Genomic DNA, 18,839 nt, shown 5'->3' with positions numbered 1-18,839 from the left:
CCTTATTAAGTATTCTCTATCCCTAGATAAGTTCCTGCAAACAAAATGACATTTTCAAACATTTCACCTTACCAATTTCACAGGACCCATCACCTATTCCAACGGGGTTTTGTTTGGTGTCCCAGGTTTCCGAGGATACTTTTTGGGAGTGTTTTTTAGTTTTCGAACAACGATTATGTTTCTTTCGCTTTTTTCAATGGGAAGCTCAAATGAATGAACCTTTTCAAGTTTTCCTCCAAGGATATGAATCGCCTTTTTAGCAGCGTCCAACTCCTCATTGGCACTGGAGGCCTTCATGGCGATAAAATGTCCTTCAGGTTTCACTAATGGCAGACATAGCTCACTCAACACCGACATTCTGGCTACCGCACGGGCCGTAACGAGGTCGTATGTTTCCCGGTGTTCTTCCTTTTTCCCGAATGTTTCAGCCCGGTCATGGTAAAAATATGTTCCTTCAAGCCCAAGCTCTTTCGCTAAATTTTCAAGAAACGTGATTCTCTTATTGAGTGAATCGACAATGGACACTTTGATGTTCGGGAAGCATATTTTCAATGGGATGCTGGGAAATCCGGCTCCTGCCCCCACATCGCAAATATGTAATTCTTTTTGGAAATCATCCACGTAGAAAGCAGCTGATATGGAATCAAAAAAATGCTTTAAGTAGACTTCTTCCTTATCGGTGATCGCTGTTAAATTCATTTTTTCATTCCACTCGACAAGCAAGTGATAATATTTTTCAAACTGTGAAAGCTGTTGAGAGGAAAGGGAAATCCCCTTTTCCTCCAACATCTCAGTAAATTGCTCGATATTCATCGGTCAATCCTTCCTTAACTATTAATTTCCAGATACTTTGGCAATTTTCCCTTGTTCGATGTAGACCAATAGGATGGAGACATCAGCAGGATTCACCCCAGATATCCTTGAGGCTTGTGCAATCGAAAGCGGACGCACTTCCTTCAGCTTCTGGCGTGCTTCGGATGCAAGACCGTTGATGGCATCATAATCAATATTGTCAGGGATTTTCTTATTGTCCATTTTCTTCATTTTATCCACTTGCTGAAGCGACTTCTCGATGTATCCTTCATATTTAACCTGAATTTCCACTTGCTCCTCCACATCTGCGGACAACTCTTCATCTGCGGGAACGAGCTTATTAATGTGGGAATAATTCATTTCAGGCCGCTTCAATAAGTCAGAAGCACGGATTCCATCCTTTAGCAAGCTTCCTCCTGCTTCTTGGATGACTGCCTGCGTTTCATCATTCGGCTTAATGATGATTGACTTGAGGCGGTTTTTCTCTTCTTCGATCTTTGCCTTTTTCAATTGGAATCGCTCATATCGTTCTTCCTTGATCAAACCGATTCGATGCCCGATTTCTGTGAGGCGCAAATCGGCATTATCATGGCGCAGAAGCAAGCGGTACTCAGCCCTTGAAGTCAATAGACGGTATGGTTCATTTGTTCCTTTGGTGACAAGGTCATCTATCAATACACCGATATAGGCATCTGAGCGGCTTAAAATGACTTCATCTTTCCCTAATGCCCGGCATGCTGCGTTGATTCCAGCCATCAACCCCTGGCCTGCTGCTTCTTCGTATCCTGATGTCCCATTAATTTGGCCTGCGGTATAAAGGCTGCGAACTTTTTTCGTTTCCAAAGTCGGCCATAGCTGGGTTGGAACGATTGAATCATATTCTATGGCATATCCCGCACGCATCATTTGAACCTTTTCCAAACCAGGAATCGTTTCAAGGATCTTCCTTTGCACTTCTTCTGGAAGGCTTGTCGAAAGTCCCTGTACATATACTTCCTGTGTATTCCTTCCTTCAGGCTCTAAAAAGATTTGGTGGCGGGGTTTGTCATGGAATCTGACAACTTTATCCTCAATCGATGGACAGTAGCGTGGCCCCGTCCCTTTGATCATACCCGAATACATCGGTGAGCGATGAAGATTGTCGTCGATGATCGCATGGGTCTGATCATTTGTATAGGTCAGCCAGCATGGAAGCTGATCTGTTATATATTTAGTCGTTTCATAGCTAAAAGCCCTTGGTACATCATCACCGGGCTGAATTTCCGTCTTGCTGTAGTCGATGGATTGGCTGTTGACCCTTGGAGGGGTGCCTGTTTTGAAGCGCACCATATCAAATCCAAGCTTCTGCAAATTCTCGGACAATTTAATGGACGGCTGCTGGTTATTCGGACCGCTTGAATATTTCAAATCACCAAGGATGATTTCCCCGCGAAGGAAGGTTCCAGTCGTAATGACAACCGTTTTCGCCTTATAGACCGCTCCGGTTTGTGTGATGACACCTTTCACTTCGCTGTCTTCCACGATCAATTCCTCGACCATCCCTTGAAGAAGGGTAGCATTCGGTTCATTCTCAATCGTTTTCTTCATTTCATGCTGATAAGTAAATTTATCGGCCTGCGCACGCAATGCCCGCACTGCCGGTCCTTTTCCTGTATTCAGCATACGCATCTGGATATGGGTCTTATCGATATTCCTCCCCATTTCTCCGCCAAGCGCATCAATTTCCCTTACGACGATTCCTTTTGCCGGACCTCCTACGGAAGGATTGCAAGGCATAAAAGCAACCATGTCCAAGTTAATGGTAACGATCAACGTTTTCGCTCCCATCCTGGCAGAGGCCAATCCAGCTTCCACACCAGCATGTCCAGCGCCAATAACAATCACATCATATTGACCTGCCTCATAATGCATGTTCGTGTTCCTCCTTAAATCTTATTTCCCTAGGCAGAATTGAGAAAATAGTTGATCAATCAGACTTTCATGAACGGAATCACCGGTGATTTCACCAAGCAATTCCCATGTACGCGTCAAATCGATTTGAACGATATCAATAGGAGTCCCCATCTCGACTCCATGTATGGCTTCCTCAATCGCTTGCAATGCTTGATTCAATAGTGCTATATGGCGGCTGTTGGATACATAGGTCATATCACTTGCCTCAATCTCACCTTCAAAGAACAGCGAAGAAATGGCCTCTTCCAATTCATCGACTCCCTGTTCCTGAAGCAAAGAAGTGGTCACGACCTTATGCTCTTTGGCGAGTTCTTCCACTCGATCCATGTCAATCTGCTGCGGCAGGTCCGTTTTATTGATGATGACAATGACGTCCATCCCTTCAACGGCCTTGAAGAGGTTCTCGTCTTCCTGGGTCAGTTCATCCGAATAATTCAATACTAAAAGAATCAAATCAGCTTCTTTCAATACTTTCCGCGACCGCTCCACACCGATTCTTTCAACGATATCTTCCGTTTCACGAATCCCGGCAGTATCGACCAACCTTAATGGTACGCCGCGTACGTTTACATATTCTTCAATGACATCCCTTGTCGTGCCGGGAATATCCGTTACGATGGCTTTGTTTTCATGTACCAGGCTATTTAATAGAGAAGATTTCCCAACATTCGGCCTGCCGACAATGACGGTCGATAATCCTTCTCTTAATATTTTCCCTTGTTGAGAGGTTCTAATCAGTTTTTCAATTTCCGTTTTCACATGCGCCGCTTTTTCAACCAGGATCTGATGTGTCATTTCTTCGACATCATCGTACTCTGGATAGTCAATATTGACCTCCACATGCGCCAAAGTCTCAAGGATTTCCTGTCGAAGCCCTTGGATAAGCTTGGACAGCCTTCCTTCCATTTGTCCGATGGCAACATTCATGGCCCGATCCGTCTTCGCCCTGATCAAATCCATGACGGCTTCCGCCTGTGATAAATCAATCCGTCCATTAAGAAAAGCCCTTTTCGTAAATTCACCAGGCTCTGCCAAGCGCGCCCCATGATTCAACACAAGCTGCAAGACTCGATTAACGGATACTAATCCTCCATGGCAATTGATCTCTACAACATCTTCCCTCGTAAAAGTTTTCGGACCTTTCATCAGGGAAACCATGACTTCTTCCACTACTTGTTCTGTCTTCGTATCTATAATATGGCCATAATGGATGGTGTGCGAGGTTTGGTCCACAAGTCTTTTATTGCCGACGCCCTTGAATACTGCATCTGCTATTTGGACGGCTTGTTCCCCGCTCAATCGTACAATCGCGATCGCTCCTTCTCCCATCGGAGTTGAAATCGCTGCAATCGTATCAAATTCCATGCATCTCACCTCGTTTCCTTTATCATGATCGATTTTGACTGCCTTCCATCTTTCAAAAGCAGTCTTTATATATAAGAGATTTTTTCTATCCTTTTTGTCCTCTAAATTAATAGAATATCACAGACAAACTTGATTAAAAAGAAGATAAACCCGAAAGTTATCCACAAATCGCCGTACATCGTATATTTTCTTGTTTTATTTTAACTTATCCACATGTGAATAACAATCTCGGTCGGCTTTGCACATATTTTTCTGTTGATTTTTAACAATGTATCATTTCGAAAAGTTTGCTTCTATTCATCAAAGTATGTGCAAAGTTGATTTGCGCCTATATATGAAAAAATCTGAAATGGTTGTTTTCCAGAAAGATGTTTGAATTCCGAGAGGGAGCCAAAATGAATGCAACCACCATTAACTTTAGAAATTAAAAAAGACTATAGGCAAATTCAAATTTCTTCGAATTTGCCTATAGTCTGAACCTTTGAGGTTTGTTCCCTCAAAGATTTTTTCTGCCATTCGCAGGGTTGATCACTAGATAACGGCTTGGTTCGGAACCTTCCGAATGGGTTTTGACCTGATTATTTTTCATAAGTGCGGCATGAATGATTTTTCGTTCGAAAGATGGCATCGGCTCCAATTTGACCGACCTTTTTGTTCGGATAGCTTTTGAAGCCATTTTTTGCGCAAGATCTTCCAGCGTCTCTTTTCTTCGTTCTCGATAGTCTTCTGCATTTAACATGATCGTAATGAATTGTTCTCCATGACGATTTACCACCAGCTGGGTTAAATACTGAAGGGAATTTAATGTCTGTCCCCTTTTTCCTATCAATAACGCCATTTTCTCCCCGCTGAAATAGATTTCAACGACCCGACCGTCCTGTTTCGTTTCAATTTCAGCATCAATGCCCATTTTTGCTGTAATATCCTGAAGGAATTGTTTCGCTTCTTCAATGGGATCGAACTTGACTTTCATGTTTACGATGGCTGGACGAGCTCCGAATATTCCTAAAAAACCTTTTTTCCCCTCATCAATCACTCGAAGTTCAGTGCGTTCTTTCGTTGTATTAAGCTGAGCAAGAGCTGATTCCACTGCTTCTTCAATAGTTTGACCAGTCGCAGTTACTTCCTTCACCTTTTCGCTCCTCCTGATGGACCAGTAGATGATGTTGTCTGTATCTTACTCAACTCCGGTCCTTTTATAAAATAGGTTTGCACAATCATGAAAATATTGCCCACTACCCAATACAGCGATAATGCTGCTGGGAAGTTAAAGGCAAAAATGATGATCATGATCGGCATGATCCATACCATCATCGCCATTTGCGGATTTTGATTCTCCGTTCCCTTCGTCATCAATTTCTGTTGAATGAACGTCGTGACTCCAGCTAGTAGAGGCAATATATAAAGATGATCTGGCGCTCCTAAATCGAACCATAGGAAACTATGCTCCCCTATTGCTTTTGTCCTGCTGATGGCATGATAAAAACCAATCAATATCGGCATTTGGATGATCAAAGGCAAACACCCTGCCAATGGATTGACCCCATATTGCTGATAAAGCTCCATGGTTTCCCGCTGCAATTGCTGCTGGGTTTTCGCATCCTTGGAGCTATACTTGCTTTTAAGCTTTTCGATTTCCGGCTGAACCTGCTGCATCGCTTTCGTATTTTGGGTTTGCTTGATCATCAGCGGAAAAATAGCCAGCCGGATGAGAATGGTCACGATGATAATCGACAGCCCATAGCTGCCGCCAGTCCATTTCGCCACCATTATGATGAAGCTAGATAATGGATAAACTATGTATTCATTCCAAAATCCTTGACTGTTCGCATCGATCGGTTCCTTTATTTGCGAGCATCCTGCGAAAACAGCCATTACTCCGACAATAGCAATTAAAAGAAATATTCTTTTTTTCAATCACTATTTCCTCCCTTTCTCAATAAATTCAATAAAATTTATTTCTTGTCCGGGTTTGCAATTCTATCCCTATTACTATCAATCTTGACCATATTTGCTCTTTTAAAAACGTGCAGCATGCTTTTTTTCACTTCATGAAAATTCATTTCGGCCGCCGGTTTCCTGGCGATGATAATATAATCGTTCCCTGGTTTGACTGCATCTTTATATTCAAGGAAGACTTGACGCACATAACGCTTTATCTCATTGCGCTTGACCGCATTCCCGATCTTCTTGCTAACGGATAATCCAATTCGAAAATTCGATTGCCCTTCTCTCCTCATGACATAAATCACGAATTGACGATTGGCAAATGACTTTCCTTTTTTAAATACTGCTTGAAATTCATCATTTTTCTTAATGCGATAAGATTTTTTCATGTATCCACCATCCTAATTCGATAGCTCTTTTCTTAAAGCTTGTTGGCATTTATTAATTATTTTGGTTGTGCAAGGTTGATTTCCGATGAAGGACGCTCGATTTACGAGGGATAAGCGGAGGCTCGCACCTTCCGCTCCAATCAACTCAAGAGGATGTAATATTTCCAAGAAAAGCTATAAAATACAACAATCTATTTTAAAAAAACTTTGTGATAAAAACCTTCTTGAAAACAGCCATATCTAAAAAAAAGACCACTGAGACGTTTCAGTGGTCTATGCTGATAATACTTTTCTTCCTCTACGACGACGAGCAGCTAGAACTTTACGTCCAGTCTTTGAACTCATGCGAGCGCGGAAACCATGTACTTTACTTCTTTTACGCTTATTTGGTTGGTACGTTCTTTTCATATATGACACCTCCCTGAGGATTTAAAAAAATTTCGGTATTAGACAGTCTTTTCAATTATATAGAGGGGGATTCCCAATTGTCAACTCCATTCTCAAATTTCCAATTTTGTTCAGAAGATTTTTGCAGGTTTTTTTTGGATCGCTGGCAATCTTCCATTTTCTACTGATGCGCTGCGGATTTTCTTCCTCTCCCACTGAATCTCCTTATACTTCCGCGTATTCGCAAAGTTTTTATTGCAAATAAGCAAATTCGAAATGACCCAGGGAACATTTTTAAGACGGGAGCAACGATTAATTTATGATCAGTCATTTCAAGCATGCGAAGGGAATTGATAATAGAGAAGAATTTGTCGAGAAATGAAGAAGAATCGATATATGGGGTTTTTCGCAGATAAATGAAGCAAATTCGAAGATAAAATGAAATTTTCGCAGATATCTTGGTGCTTTTCGCAGATAACATTTACTACATGAAAAGTTTTATAGGTAATTAACCGCTTATTCCTATTATTTTCATTCTCCTTTGGGGCAATGACGCTTGATGATCCAATTTATATGAGCTTTTTTCAGACAATGTTTATGTTTTATAATTATTCCCTCCATTTTGTCTGTTTTTTTGTTATTTTTGCAAGTTTTCATCTTACTGGCTGTTTTCTTCCTAAGTGCAGGATGCTTGCTATTCTCCTGTCCCACTAATCCCGCCGGAGGCTCGCACCTCTGTTCCAATTCACATTCTATGAATAGATCTTTTACAACACAGCCTTCTCAAAACACCAAATCGATATCGATATTTTTAAATTTACACAGCTCGAAGCAAATTTTGAAGATTAATTCTCGAATCACCATGAAATTTGTGTTTCTGTTTTCTCGAACGCTTCAGTTCAATCTCATCGCCCCTGTACAGTCGACTCCGCTTTTCTTTTTGTGGATAGTTTTCGACACGTTTTTCACTATCCACAGCACATATTGACAAGTTTTTCACATATCAATAACTTGTGGAAAAGTTTTTTGCACAGCGGAAGGGAGTTGTGGATAATGATTAAAAAACATTGCACCTGCTAGGATAATTTGATATGATTATTGTGTTTTCACTCTGAATATAAAGTTCTGGATAACTCATTTATCCACAAATTGTGGATATCTTGTGGACAGTTTATCAACTCCCTTTGGAAAAAGTTGTCCACAAGTGGTGGAAGATGTCGAAAATCTATTACTTTCCTTATTATATAGTTTTCCACATTTATATTATTGTATTTTTATACGTCTAGACATTTCGCTATTGTACAAAGGTTGTACAATTTATTTTTATGTAAAGGAGGGTTTGATATTGGAGAATATTGCGGATCTTTGGAACAAAGCGCTGGCAGACATAGAGAAAAAAATCAGCAAACCAAGTTTTGATACATGGCTGAAATCGACAAAGGCTCATTCACTCCAGGGTGATTCCTTAGTGATTACAGCGCCAAACGAGTTTGCAAGAGATTGGCTGGAAGGGCGCTATTCGCAATTGATTGCCGGTGTTCTTTACGACATTACCGGAGAGGAACTGGAGATAAAATTCATTATTCCTCAAAATCAGGATGAAGAAGAATTTGATATTCCATTGCCTCCAAAAAAGGTGAAAAAAGATGAAGACCAAGCTGATTTGCCTCTGAACATGCTCAATCCGAAATATACGTTTGACACCTTTGTCATCGGTTCCGGAAACCGTTTTGCCCATGCAGCCTCGCTGGCTGTAGCTGAAGCGCCTGCAAAAGCCTATAATCCACTATTCATTTATGGGGGAGTAGGACTGGGAAAAACCCACTTGATGCATGCCATCGGACATTACGTCGTTGAACATAACCCGTCGGCTAAAGTGGTTTACCTTTCATCAGAGAAATTCACAAATGAATTCATTAACTCGATCCGAGATAACAAAGCGGTTGATTTTCGCAATAAATATCGGAATGTTGATGTGCTGCTTATAGACGATATTCAATTCTTGGCTGGAAAAGAACAGACCCAGGAAGAATTTTTCCATACATTTAATACATTGCATGAAGAAAGTAAGCAAATTGTCATTTCAAGTGACCGGCCGCCTAAAGAAATCCCCACGCTGGAGGACCGTCTGCGTTCACGTTTTGAATGGGGCTTGATTACAGACATAACGCCGCCGGATTTAGAGACCCGGATCGCGATTTTGCGTAAAAAAGCAAAAGCTGAAGGACTGGATATCCCGAATGAAGTAATGCTGTATATAGCTAACCAAATCGATACGAATATTCGAGAACTTGAAGGTGCACTTATACGTGTTGTTGCTTATTCATCCTTAATTAATAAAGATATCAATGCCGATTTGGCAGCAGAAGCTCTTAAGGATATCATTCCAAGCGCAAAGCCAAGGGTAATCACGATCCACGATATTCAAAAGATTGTTGGAGAACAATATAGCGTGAGGCTGGAAGATTTCAAGGCAAAGAAACGAACAAAATCAGTTGCTTTTCCAAGGCAAATTGCCATGTATCTTTCTCGTGAACTGACCGATTTTTCTTTGCCCAAGATCGGTGAAGAATTTGGTGGGCGCGACCATACGACTGTTATTCATGCACATGAAAAGATATCGAAATTGATTCAATCAGATTCCCAAATGGAAAAGAGAATTAAAGAATTGCAGGAACTTCTGAAAAGTTAATTCATTTTTTATCATGTGGGAAACTGTGAATAATTTTGATTGACTTACACACAGTCTGTCCACATGTGGATAGACTGTGTTTGCGTTCGTTTTCTGTAGTTATCCACATATCTACAGGCCCTACTAGTACTTCTACTATTTTTTTATAAATTATTAATATATGATTCATGTTTCGTGAATATGCATAAACGGGAGGAAAAAACATGAAATTTATCATTCAAAGAGATCGGTTGGTAGAAAGTGTCCAAGATGTTTTAAAAGCTGTCACTTCCAGAACAACGATTCCCATTTTGACAGGAATCAAAGTCGTCGCTACAAATGAAGGTGTCACTTTGACAGGAAGCGACTCAGATATTTCCATTGAATCTTTCATTCCGAAAGAGGAAGAAGGAGATGAAATTGTTGAAATCAAACAAACTGGCGGAATCGTTTTGCAAGCGAAATTCTTTAGTGAAATCGTAAAGAAGCTGCCAAAGGATGTAGTTGAAATCGAAGTGATCAATCATTTTCAAACTGTGATTCGATCAGGGAAAGCAGAATTTAATTTAAATGGTTTAGATCCTGAAGAATATCCACACCTTCCGCAAATCTCGGAAGAAAATATTTTCAAAGTCCCTACAGATCTTTTGAAAACATTGATTCGTCAAACCGTTTTTGCAGTGTCCACCTCAGAAACACGCCCAATCTTGACAGGTGTAAACTGGAAGGTTGAAAATGGCAAACTTTCCTGTATTGCAACAGACAGCCACCGTCTGGCAATGAGGAGTGCGGTCATCGAAACAGAAAACGAAGCACACTATAATGTGGTAATCCCAGGGAAAAGCTTAAATGAATTAAGTAAAATCCTTGATGATACAAATGAAGCGGTTGAAATTGTCATCACTGACAATCAAGTTCTCTTTAAAGCAAAACATCTGCTATTCTTCTCCAGATTGCTGGAAGGAAACTATCCCGATACGAGCCGCTTGATCCCGAATGAAAGCAAGACTGAATTGGTGCTTAACTCGAAGGAATTCTTGCAGGCAATCGATCGTGCCTCATTGCTTGCGCGTGAAGGAAGAAACAATGTCGTAAAATTCAGCACGCTGGAAGCGGGAGTCGTGGAGATTTCCTCTAATTCCCCAGAAATCGGAAAGGTAATAGAAGAGGTTCAAAGCCAATCCATCAATGGCGAAGATTTGAAGATTTCATTCAGTGCAAAATATATGATGGATGCTTTAAAGGCATTGGAAGGCACTGAAATCAGAATCGATTTCACAGGTGCGATGAGACCATTCATCATCCGTCCTGTACATGATGACTCCATCTTGCAGCTAATCTTACCTGTAAGGACTTACTAGAAGAAAAAGACTGACTCAGCCATGACGAGCTCCAATGAGTCAGTCTTTTTTATTTTATGCTGCCAATCCAATAAAGCTGGATGATCAAAAATTGTTATTTTTACTGTGGATAAATAAGATTTTTACGAAAAGATCCTTATTTCAGGAATGCTTTGTATTAGGTATAAACATTTAGTAAAATAAAATATTAGAGACTATAAAAGAAAGAGTGAGAACGTGAAACAGAACGTAAAGATCGAAACGGAAATCATTACGCTCGGCCAATTCCTTAAACTGGCGGAAATCATTCAATCAGGCGGAATGGCAAAGTGGTTCTTGAGTGAATATGAAGTGTTTATTAACGGCGAACAGGATCAGCGAAGAGGAAGAAAACTAAAGGTCGGGGACGAAGTATACATTCCCGATGCCGGAACGTTTGTAATCACTGAGTAAATCTAAAGGATGTTACCTCATGTATATTAAAGATTTACAGCTGAAAAATTATCGAAACTATGAAAGCCTCGATGCAACCTTCGAGAACAAAGTCAATGTCATATTGGGAGAAAATGCTCAAGGAAAGACGAACGTGATGGAAGCCATCTATGTCTTGGCGATGGCAAAATCCCACAGGACATCAAATGACAAAGATTTAATCCGCTGGGATGAGGAATATGCTAAAATAAAAGGGAGGATCCAAAAAAACAACAACTCCCTCCCTTTGGAACTAGTCATTTCAAAAAAAGGGAAAAAAGCAAAATGCAATCATATTGAACAGCAGAAATTAAGCCAATATGTCGGGAATATGAACGTCGTGATGTTTGCTCCCGAGGACCTCCATTTAGTAAAAGGCAGCCCTCAAGTGAGACGCCGGTTTATTGATATGGAAATTGGCCAGGTTTCCCCTGTTTATTTACACGATATCAGTCAGTATCAAAAAATCCTTCAGCAGCGGAACCATTATTTAAAAGCTCTTCAAATGCAAAAGCAGAAGGATGAAACGATGCTGGATGTATTGACCGACCAATTCATCCAAGTGGCGGCAAAAATTATATTAAAGCGGTTTGAGTTCATCCAGATGCTGGAAAATTGGGCGAAACCGATTCATTCCGGGATTTCAAGGAACCTCGAAACGCTGAAAATCCAATATAAACCTTCACTTGATGTATCAGAAGAGAGTGATTGGTCGACAATGGTAAGAGTATTTGAAGAGAAATTTTCTGCCGTCCGGAAAAGGGAAATCGATCGCGGAGTTACACTGGTCGGCCCGCATCGGGACGATTTGCAGTTTTTTGTGAATGACCGAGATGTGCAAACTTTCGGTTCACAGGGGCAGCAGCGAACGACTGCCTTATCTGTGAAGCTTGCTGAAATTGAACTTATTCATGAAGAAATCAGGGAGTACCCGATTCTTTTATTGGATGATGTGTTATCCGAACTGGATGATTTCAGACAATCACATTTATTGAATACCATCCAAGGAAGGGTGCAAACCTTCGTCACGACTACAAGTGTAGATGGAATCGATCACCAGACCCTAAAGGAAGCGGCAACTTATTCAGTTGAAACCGGTGTGATGGAGCAGGTGAAATGAGGTGAAAGACTATGTATGTTCATGTTGGCGAGGATGTTATGGTTCGGACGGATGAAATCATTGCCATACTTGATAAAGATTCTGTACAGGCATCTGAAGATATCAAACAATTTCTTGAAGAAAAAGGACAGGCGGTCCAAAATCTTGCGAAGAAATCCTATAAATCTTTAGTGATCACGAGTAAAGAAATTTACCTTTCACCGTTGGCTTCAGGCACATTGAAAAAAAGATCGCTCAAATGGAGCGAACAGCATATTCGATAAGTTTGATGTGCTGCGTCCCATTCACTATTTACCAAATTAACCATAGAAGCAAACATTTATTCCTGATAAAGGATTCATATATAGATTCGACAGAAGAACATGGTGGACATGTTTAGAAAGTGTAGGTGAAAAGATAGTGGCCATGGATCAAAAAGAAATGCAGGAACAATCCTATGATGAAAATCAGATACAGGTGCTTGAAGGCCTTGAAGCGGTCCGGAAACGTCCTGGTATGTATATTGGATCTACTAGTGGAAGAGGTCTTCACCATCTTGTTTGGGAGATCGTCGATAACAGTATCGATGAAGCACTGGCTGGCTATTGTGATGATATAAAAGTAACGATTGAAGAGGACAATTCCATTACAGTCACTGATAATGGACGCGGGATTCCAGTCGGGATCCATGAAAAAATGGGAAGGCCGGCCGTAGAGGTAATCATGACCGTCCTCCATGCAGGCGGAAAATTCGGCGGCGGCGGATATAAGGTATCAGGAGGGCTGCATGGTGTAGGTGCATCTGTCGTAAATGCATTATCCACAGTCCTTGAGGTCTACGTACATCGAGATGGGAAGATTCACTATCAAAAATTCGAAAAAGGTGTTCCATCCTTCGATTTGAAAATTATCGGTGAAACGGACAAGACTGGTACGATCACTCATTTTAAGCCAGACCCTGAAATCTTTACGGAAACGACAGAATATGATTTTGATACATTAGCAAACCGTATCCGTGAACTGGCATTCCTGAACAGGGGAATTAAAATATCCATTGAAGATAAACGCGGTGAAGAAACGCGTAAAAATGAATACCATTACGAAGGCGGGATTAAATCCTATGTAGAGCATTTAAACCGTTCGAAAGATGTCATCCATGAAGAACCAATCTACATGGAAGGTGAAAAAGAAGGGATCACGGTTGAAATTGCCATGCAGTACAATGATGGCTTCTCAAGTAATATCTACTCTTTTGCCAATAACATTCATACGTATGAAGGCGGGACGCATGAATCCGGGTTCAAGACGGCTTTGACCCGCGTCATTAATGATTATGCCCGCAAGAACGGAATATATAAGGATAGTGATTCGAATCTTTCCGGCGAAGATGTACGTGAAGGGATCACCGCCATTGTTTCCATCAAGCATCCAGACCCTCAATTTGAAGGCCAAACGAAGACGAAGCTTGGAAACTCCGAAGTGCGGACCATAACAGATGCAATCTTCTCGGAACGTTTCGAAACCTTCATGCTTGAAAATCCAACCGTCGCTCGGAAGGTTGTGGACAAAGGATTAATGGCTGCACGTGCAAGACTCGCTGCCAAAAAAGCCCGTGAATTGACGCGCCGTAAGAGTGCATTGGAGATTTCAAGCTTGCCCGGCAAGCTTGCGGACTGCTCATCACGCGACCCATCCATCAGTGAACTATATGTCGTTGAGGGCGACTCTGCGGGCGGCTCTGCCAAACAAGGACGCAGCCGCCATTTCCAGGCGATTTTGCCTTTAAGAGGTAAAATCATTAACGTGGAAAAGGCACGCCTCGATAAAATCCTGTCCAACAATGAGGTCAGGGCGATCATTACGGCCCTTGGGACCGGGATTGGCGAAGACTTTGATATTTCAAAGGCAAGGTATCATAAAGTCGTCATCATGACTGATGCTGATGTCGATGGAGCCCATATCCGTACGCTCTTATTAACGTTCTTCTATCGTTATATGAGGCAAATCATCGAAGCAGGCTATATTTATATCGCACAGCCGCCTTTATATAAGATTCAGCAAGGTAAAAAGGTGGAATATGCCTATAATGACCGTCAGCTCGATCAGATTTTGGGCGAGCTGCCTGCACAGCCGAAACCAGGCATCCAACGCTACAAAGGTCTTGGTGAAATGAATCCTGAGCAGCTTTGGGAAACGACGATGGATCCAGAAACAAGAACCTTGCTGCAAGTGAGTCTTGAGGATGCGATCGAAGCGGATGAAACCTTTGAGATTTTGATGGGGGATAAAGTCGAGCCCCGCAGAAATTTCATTGAAGAAAATGCTTTATACGTCAAGAATCTAGATATTTAAAAATGTTAACAGGATAGATGATGAAATCAGGTTGATGCTGAGAATCTATCCTGTGTTTACATATTATTGCAGAATGCTTATTTTCTTAAGCAAAGGAGGTCACAACTATGGCTGAAACGCCTAATTCTAGAGTAAACGAGATTAATATAAGCCAGGAAATGCGTTCATCCTTCTTGGATTACGCAATGAGCGTCATCGTTTCTCGTGCACTGCCGGACGTACGTGATGGTTTGAAGCCTGTTCACCGCCGTATTTTATATGCAATGAACGATTTGGGCATGACATCGGATAAGCCTTATAAAAAATCAGCCCGTATCGTCGGTGAAGTCATCGGGAAATACCATCCACATGGAGATTCCGCGGTTTATGACACGATGGTTCGGATGGCGCAGGATTTCAACTATCGCTACATGCTGGTGGACGGACATGGGAACTTTGGTTCGGTCGATGGCGACGCAGCTGCTGCTATGCGTTACACGGAAGCAAGAATGTCCAAAATCGCTATGGAATTGATCCGTGACATCAACAAGGACACAATCGACTATAAAGATAACTATGATGGTTCGGAACGTGAACCGGTTGTGCTTCCTTCTCGATTCCCAAACCTTTTGGTGAATGGATCATCCGGAATCGCGGTGGGAATGGCGACGAATATCCCTCCGCACCAGCTAGGTGAAGTCATCGACGGTGTTCTGGCAGTCAGCAAGGATCCGGAAATGACCATTCAGGAACTGATGGATATCATTCCTGGCCCTGATTTCCCGACGGCCGGTTTGATCATGGGACGCAGCGGGATCCGCCGTGCCTATGAGTCAGGAAAGGGATCGATTACACTTCGCGCCAAAGTAGAAATTGAACAAAAAGCGAATGGAAAAGAAACCATTCTGATTCATGAACTTCCATACCAAGTCAATAAAGCGAAGCTCATTGAAAAGATCGCAGAGCTTGTACGCGATAAAAAAATCGACGGCATCACCGATTTACGCGATGAATCAGACCGCAACGGGATGCGCGTCGTAATCGAGGTCCGCAAGGATGCGAATGCCAATGTCCTTTTAAATAATCTATATAAACAGACGGCACTTCAAACAAGCTTCGGGATCAACCTTCTTGCCCTGGTCGATGGTCAGCCGAAGGTTTTGAACCTCAAGCAATGTTTAGTGCATTACTTGGATCATCAAAAAGTGATCATCCGCAGAAGAACCGAATTCGAATTAAAGAAAGCAGAAGCAAGGGCTCATATTTTGGAAGGGCTGCGAATCGCCCTGGACCATATCGACGAGATCATTGCCTTGATCAGGGGCTCTCAAACAACCGAGATAGCCCGTGAAGGATTGATGGAACGCTTCTCACTTTCAGAAAAACAAGCACAGGCCATCCTTGATATGCGACTTCAGCGCTTGACAGGTTTGGAAAGGGAAAAGATTGAAGAAGAATATAACGCCCTTGTCCAATTGATTGCTGAATTAAGAGCAATCTTGGCTGATGAAGAAAAAGTCCTTGAAATCATCCGTGAAGAATTAATTGAAATCAAGGATCGTTTCGATGACAAGCGCAGGACTGAAATTACAGCTGCCGGCCTTGATCAAATTGAAGATGAGGATCTGATCCCTCGTGAAAATATTGTGGTGACCCTCACGCATAATGGCTACATCAAAAGGCTGCCATTATCGACTTACCGCAGCCAAAAACGCGGCGGCCGCGGTGTACAGGGCATGGGGACGAACGAGAATGACTTCGTCGAACATCTCTTGACAACATCAACCCATGACACCATTCTCTTCTTTACGAATAAAGGGAAAGTATACAAGGCAAAAGGATATGAAATTCCTGAATACAGCCGTACGGCAAAAGGAATTCCGATTATCAATATGCTTGGCGTCGATCAGGATGAATGGGTGAACACCATTATCCGCGTTGAAGAATTTGTAGAGGATTGGTTCTTGTTCTTCACGACGAAGCAAGGGATTTCAAAACGTACTCCTGTTACGGACTTTGCCAATATCAGGACGAACGGATTGATCGCGATCAATATCCGTGAAGAAGATGAATTGATTTCCGTCAAGCTGACCGATGGCGAAAAGGATATGATCATCGGAACGAAAAACGGATTGCTCATTCGATTCCCTGAAACGAATGTCCGCTCGATGGGCCGTACTGCAACGGGCGTCAAAGGGATTACATTGACCGATGATGATGAAGTCGTCGGCATGGAAATCCTTGAAGAGGAAAACGATGTCCTTATCGTCACACGAAATGGCTATGGTAAGCGGACACCTGCAGGTGAATACCGAATCCAAACACGAGGTGGAAAAGGTCTGAAAACCTGTAACATCACTGAGAAAAATGGAGCAGTCGTCGCTGTAAAAACTGTCTCCGGCGAAGAAGACTTGATGCTGATTACAGCAAATGGAGTACTGATCCGCATGGCAGTAAGCGATATTTCCCAAATGGGAAGAAACACGCAAGGTGTGCGTCTGATCCGTTTGGACGAAGAAGGCTACGTCGCAACAGTGGCGAAAGTCGAAAAAGAGGAAGAAATGGATCAAGCCGATGAAGAAGAGGACGGCTTCGATCAAAACGAAGAAACAATTGAAAATGACAATGAATCCGAAGAATAAAAAAAAGAGGCGCCATTGGCGCCTCTTTTTTGGTAATATAAAGAAAAATATAAGTCATTTTTCACAGGGGTGGACAATTTGCGGGTCAATGTAAACGAACTGAAAGAAGGGTGCATTCTCGAAAAAGAAGTATTTGGCATGACAAGCTTCCCGATCATCGCCAAAAAAACGATATTATCTGAACTTCATATCAATGTGTTAAAAGATTTCTCCATTGAAGAAGTACATATAGAAAGAACTTTGGTCAATGGCGATTTATTCAAACCAAGGAACGGCACTGAAGAGCCGAACAATCAATCCTCTTCCACTTCACGAGATGGAAAGGAAGCACAGCCTGAATTTATCGAGCTCTATTTAAAATCCATCCAAGAATTCAAAATTGAATTTACGAAATGGCAATCCGGAGGCAGTGTGGATATTGCAAATATACGCTCCATAGTCATGCCGCTCCTGGAGAAAGTAATCGAAGATACTGACAAACTATATGAAATTCACCACTATTCCTCACAGGAAGAATATTTCTATCACCATTCCATTGCGGTTGGTTTATTGAGTGCCGTATTGGCCAAAAAACTAGGCTATGAAAAAGGCGTATATAATCAAGTTGCCCTCGGGGGTGTTTTGAGTGATTGTGGAATGTCCAAAATCAGCCCCACCATCCTTTTCAAAAAAACAACATTATTACAGCGTGAGTATGAAGAGATCAAGCAGCACACGCTGAACAGCTATAAAATGATCAAAGACACCCCGTTGCTTAAGCAGGAAATCAAACTGGCCATTTATCAGCACCATGAACGCCTGGACGGAACCGGATACCCTGCAGGAGAAAAAATAGATAAGATACATGAAATTTCTAGAATTATAGCAGTGGCTGATGTTTATCATGCTATGACCTCCCAACGGGTCTATCGAAGTAAGCAATCCCCTTTTAAAGTACTGGAGATGATCAAGGAGGACAGCTTCGGGCAATTTGATATATCTGTCGTTAAAAGTCTACTATCCATCATCGGAAATCTTTCCATCGGGACAAGGGTGGTTTTGTCCAACGGGGAAATAGGAAGTGTATTATTTACGAAATCAGATTCGTTGACAAGGCCGTTGGTAAAGCTAGAGCAGAACGGAGACATTGTGGACCTTGTAAAGCAAAGAAGCCTTCATATCGAAGATATCCTTCATTGACCGTATGACAGTCCCTTGCTGGGCTGTTTTTCAATTTTGAAAACTACTGTATCGGTATTTCAAAGCCTTATTATTAGTAGATTTAAATAAGTCTAAAACTCTATGAAAAATAAAATGAAATTAATTTAGGAAAAACGTTGACACCTTTATTGGGACCGTGTTATATTATTAAAGTCGCAGATGAGCGACAGCGAAATTGATCTTTGAAAACTGAACAAAACAAACGTCAACGTTAATTCAATTTTTATTTTA

15 protein-coding genes are annotated in these 18,839 nt (G+C 41.7%); 8 read left to right on the top strand and 7 right to left on the bottom strand.

The window, feature by feature from the left end; genetic code table 11:
* Window positions 1-93: 93 nt before the first annotated feature.
* The 7 genes from rsmG to rpmH all read right to left on the bottom strand — a co-directional run bounded on the left by rsmG (window position 94) and on the right by rpmH (window position 6,875).
* Window positions 94-813 (bottom strand): 16S rRNA (guanine(527)-N(7))-methyltransferase RsmG, encoded by a 720-nt coding sequence (gene rsmG / locus D9X91_RS15105; RefSeq protein ID WP_121681484.1) that lies wholly within the window; start codon window positions 811-813, stop codon window positions 94-96.
* A gap of 21 nt (window positions 814-834) precedes the next feature.
* A complete protein-coding gene (gene mnmG / locus D9X91_RS15100) occupies window positions 835-2,724 on the bottom strand; it encodes a tRNA uridine-5-carboxymethylaminomethyl(34) synthesis enzyme MnmG (protein WP_121681483.1) in 1,890 nt (629 codons plus the stop codon).
* 21 nt (window positions 2,725-2,745) lie between these two features.
* A complete protein-coding gene (gene mnmE / locus D9X91_RS15095) occupies window positions 2,746-4,131 on the bottom strand; it encodes a tRNA uridine-5-carboxymethylaminomethyl(34) synthesis GTPase MnmE (protein ID WP_121681482.1) in 1,386 nt (461 codons plus the stop codon).
* A gap of 496 nt (window positions 4,132-4,627) precedes the next feature.
* Window positions 4,628-5,263: an RNA-binding cell elongation regulator Jag/EloR gene (jag, locus tag D9X91_RS15090; protein WP_121681481.1), complete on the bottom strand. Its 636-nt coding sequence runs from the start codon at window positions 5,261-5,263 to the stop codon at window positions 4,628-4,630.
* Window positions 5,260-6,048 carry a YidC family membrane integrase SpoIIIJ gene (gene spoIIIJ / locus D9X91_RS15085; RefSeq protein ID WP_121681480.1) on the bottom strand — a complete coding sequence of 263 codons (789 nt, stop codon included), beginning with the start codon at window positions 6,046-6,048 and terminating at the stop codon, window positions 5,260-5,262. Before spoIIIJ ends, jag begins: the two co-directional genes overlap by 4 nt.
* 38 nt (window positions 6,049-6,086) lie before the next feature.
* On the bottom strand, window positions 6,087-6,467 hold the full coding sequence (gene rnpA, locus D9X91_RS15080) for a ribonuclease P protein component (protein WP_121681479.1): 381 nt from the start codon (window positions 6,465-6,467) through the stop codon (window positions 6,087-6,089).
* 273 nt (window positions 6,468-6,740) lie between these two features.
* Window positions 6,741-6,875, bottom strand: a complete 135-nt coding sequence (gene rpmH / locus D9X91_RS15075) for a 50S ribosomal protein L34 (protein ID WP_121681478.1) — start codon at window positions 6,873-6,875, stop codon at window positions 6,741-6,743.
* Window positions 6,876-8,199: 1,324 nt separating this feature from the next.
* Between rpmH and dnaA the strand changes: the two genes are divergently transcribed.
* From dnaA to D9X91_RS15030, 8 genes are all read left to right on the top strand, one after another.
* Window positions 8,200-9,546, top strand: a complete 1,347-nt coding sequence (dnaA, locus tag D9X91_RS15065) for a chromosomal replication initiator protein DnaA (protein ID WP_121681476.1) — start codon at window positions 8,200-8,202, stop codon at window positions 9,544-9,546.
* 203 nt (window positions 9,547-9,749) lie between these two features.
* Window positions 9,750-10,886 carry a DNA polymerase III subunit beta gene (gene dnaN / locus D9X91_RS15060; protein ID WP_121681475.1) on the top strand — a complete coding sequence of 379 codons (1,137 nt, stop codon included), beginning with the start codon at window positions 9,750-9,752 and terminating at the stop codon, window positions 10,884-10,886.
* 216 nt (window positions 10,887-11,102) lie between these two features.
* Entirely contained in the window at window positions 11,103-11,318 is a 216-nt protein-coding gene (gene yaaA, locus D9X91_RS15055) for a S4 domain-containing protein YaaA (RefSeq protein WP_121681474.1), read from the top strand.
* A gap of 19 nt (window positions 11,319-11,337) precedes the next feature.
* Window positions 11,338-12,456: a DNA replication/repair protein RecF gene (gene recF / locus D9X91_RS15050; protein ID WP_121681473.1), complete on the top strand. Its 1,119-nt coding sequence runs from the start codon at window positions 11,338-11,340 to the stop codon at window positions 12,454-12,456.
* 11 nt (window positions 12,457-12,467) lie between these two features.
* Window positions 12,468-12,719, top strand: a complete 252-nt coding sequence (remB, locus tag D9X91_RS15045) for an extracellular matrix regulator RemB (RefSeq protein WP_121681472.1) — start codon at window positions 12,468-12,470, stop codon at window positions 12,717-12,719.
* Window positions 12,720-12,861: 142 nt separating this feature from the next.
* Complete coding sequence (gene gyrB, locus D9X91_RS15040; protein ID WP_121681614.1) at window positions 12,862-14,787, top strand: DNA topoisomerase (ATP-hydrolyzing) subunit B; 1,926 nt, start codon at window positions 12,862-12,864, stop codon at window positions 14,785-14,787.
* 107 nt (window positions 14,788-14,894) lie between these two features.
* Complete coding sequence (gene gyrA, locus D9X91_RS15035) at window positions 14,895-17,408, top strand: DNA gyrase subunit A (protein ID WP_121681471.1); 2,514 nt, start codon at window positions 14,895-14,897, stop codon at window positions 17,406-17,408.
* Window positions 17,409-17,486: 78 nt separating this feature from the next.
* Complete coding sequence (locus D9X91_RS15030) at window positions 17,487-18,587, top strand: HD-GYP domain-containing protein (RefSeq protein ID WP_121681470.1); 1,101 nt, start codon at window positions 17,487-17,489, stop codon at window positions 18,585-18,587.
* The last annotated feature ends 252 nt before the right edge of the window (window positions 18,588-18,839 follow it).

It is taken from the genome of Falsibacillus albus (assembly GCF_003668575.1).
Lineage (GTDB): Bacteria > Bacillota > Bacilli > Bacillales > DSM-25281 > Falsibacillus > Falsibacillus albus.
The sequence above is the reverse complement of the archived record's forward strand: the minus strand, read 5'-3'. Positions and strand labels throughout refer to the sequence as shown.

Bases quoted from the DNA above. Each gene is read 5' to 3' on its own strand.
- rsmG (WP_121681484.1), bottom strand. From the start codon at position 813: ATGAATATCGAGCAATTTACTGAGATGTTGGAGGAAAAGGGGATTTCC.
- mnmG (WP_121681483.1), bottom strand. From the start codon at position 2,724: ATGCATTATGAGGCAGGTCAATATGATGTGATTGTTATTGGCGCTGGA.
- mnmE (WP_121681482.1), bottom strand. From the start codon at position 4,131: ATGGAATTTGATACGATTGCAGCGATTTCAACTCCGATGGGAGAAGGA.
- rnpA (WP_121681479.1), bottom strand. From the start codon at position 6,467: ATGAAAAAATCTTATCGCATTAAGAAAAATGATGAATTTCAAGCAGTA.
- rpmH (WP_121681478.1), bottom strand. From the start codon at position 6,875: ATGAAAAGAACGTACCAACCAAATAAGCGTAAAAGAAGTAAAGTACAT.
- dnaN (WP_121681475.1), top strand. From the start codon at position 9,750: ATGAAATTTATCATTCAAAGAGATCGGTTGGTAGAAAGTGTCCAAGAT.
- recF (WP_121681473.1), top strand. From the start codon at position 11,338: ATGTATATTAAAGATTTACAGCTGAAAAATTATCGAAACTATGAAAGC.
- remB (WP_121681472.1), top strand. From the start codon at position 12,468: ATGTATGTTCATGTTGGCGAGGATGTTATGGTTCGGACGGATGAAATC.
- gyrB (WP_121681614.1), top strand. From the start codon at position 12,862: ATGGATCAAAAAGAAATGCAGGAACAATCCTATGATGAAAATCAGATA.
- gyrA (WP_121681471.1), top strand. From the start codon at position 14,895: ATGGCTGAAACGCCTAATTCTAGAGTAAACGAGATTAATATAAGCCAG.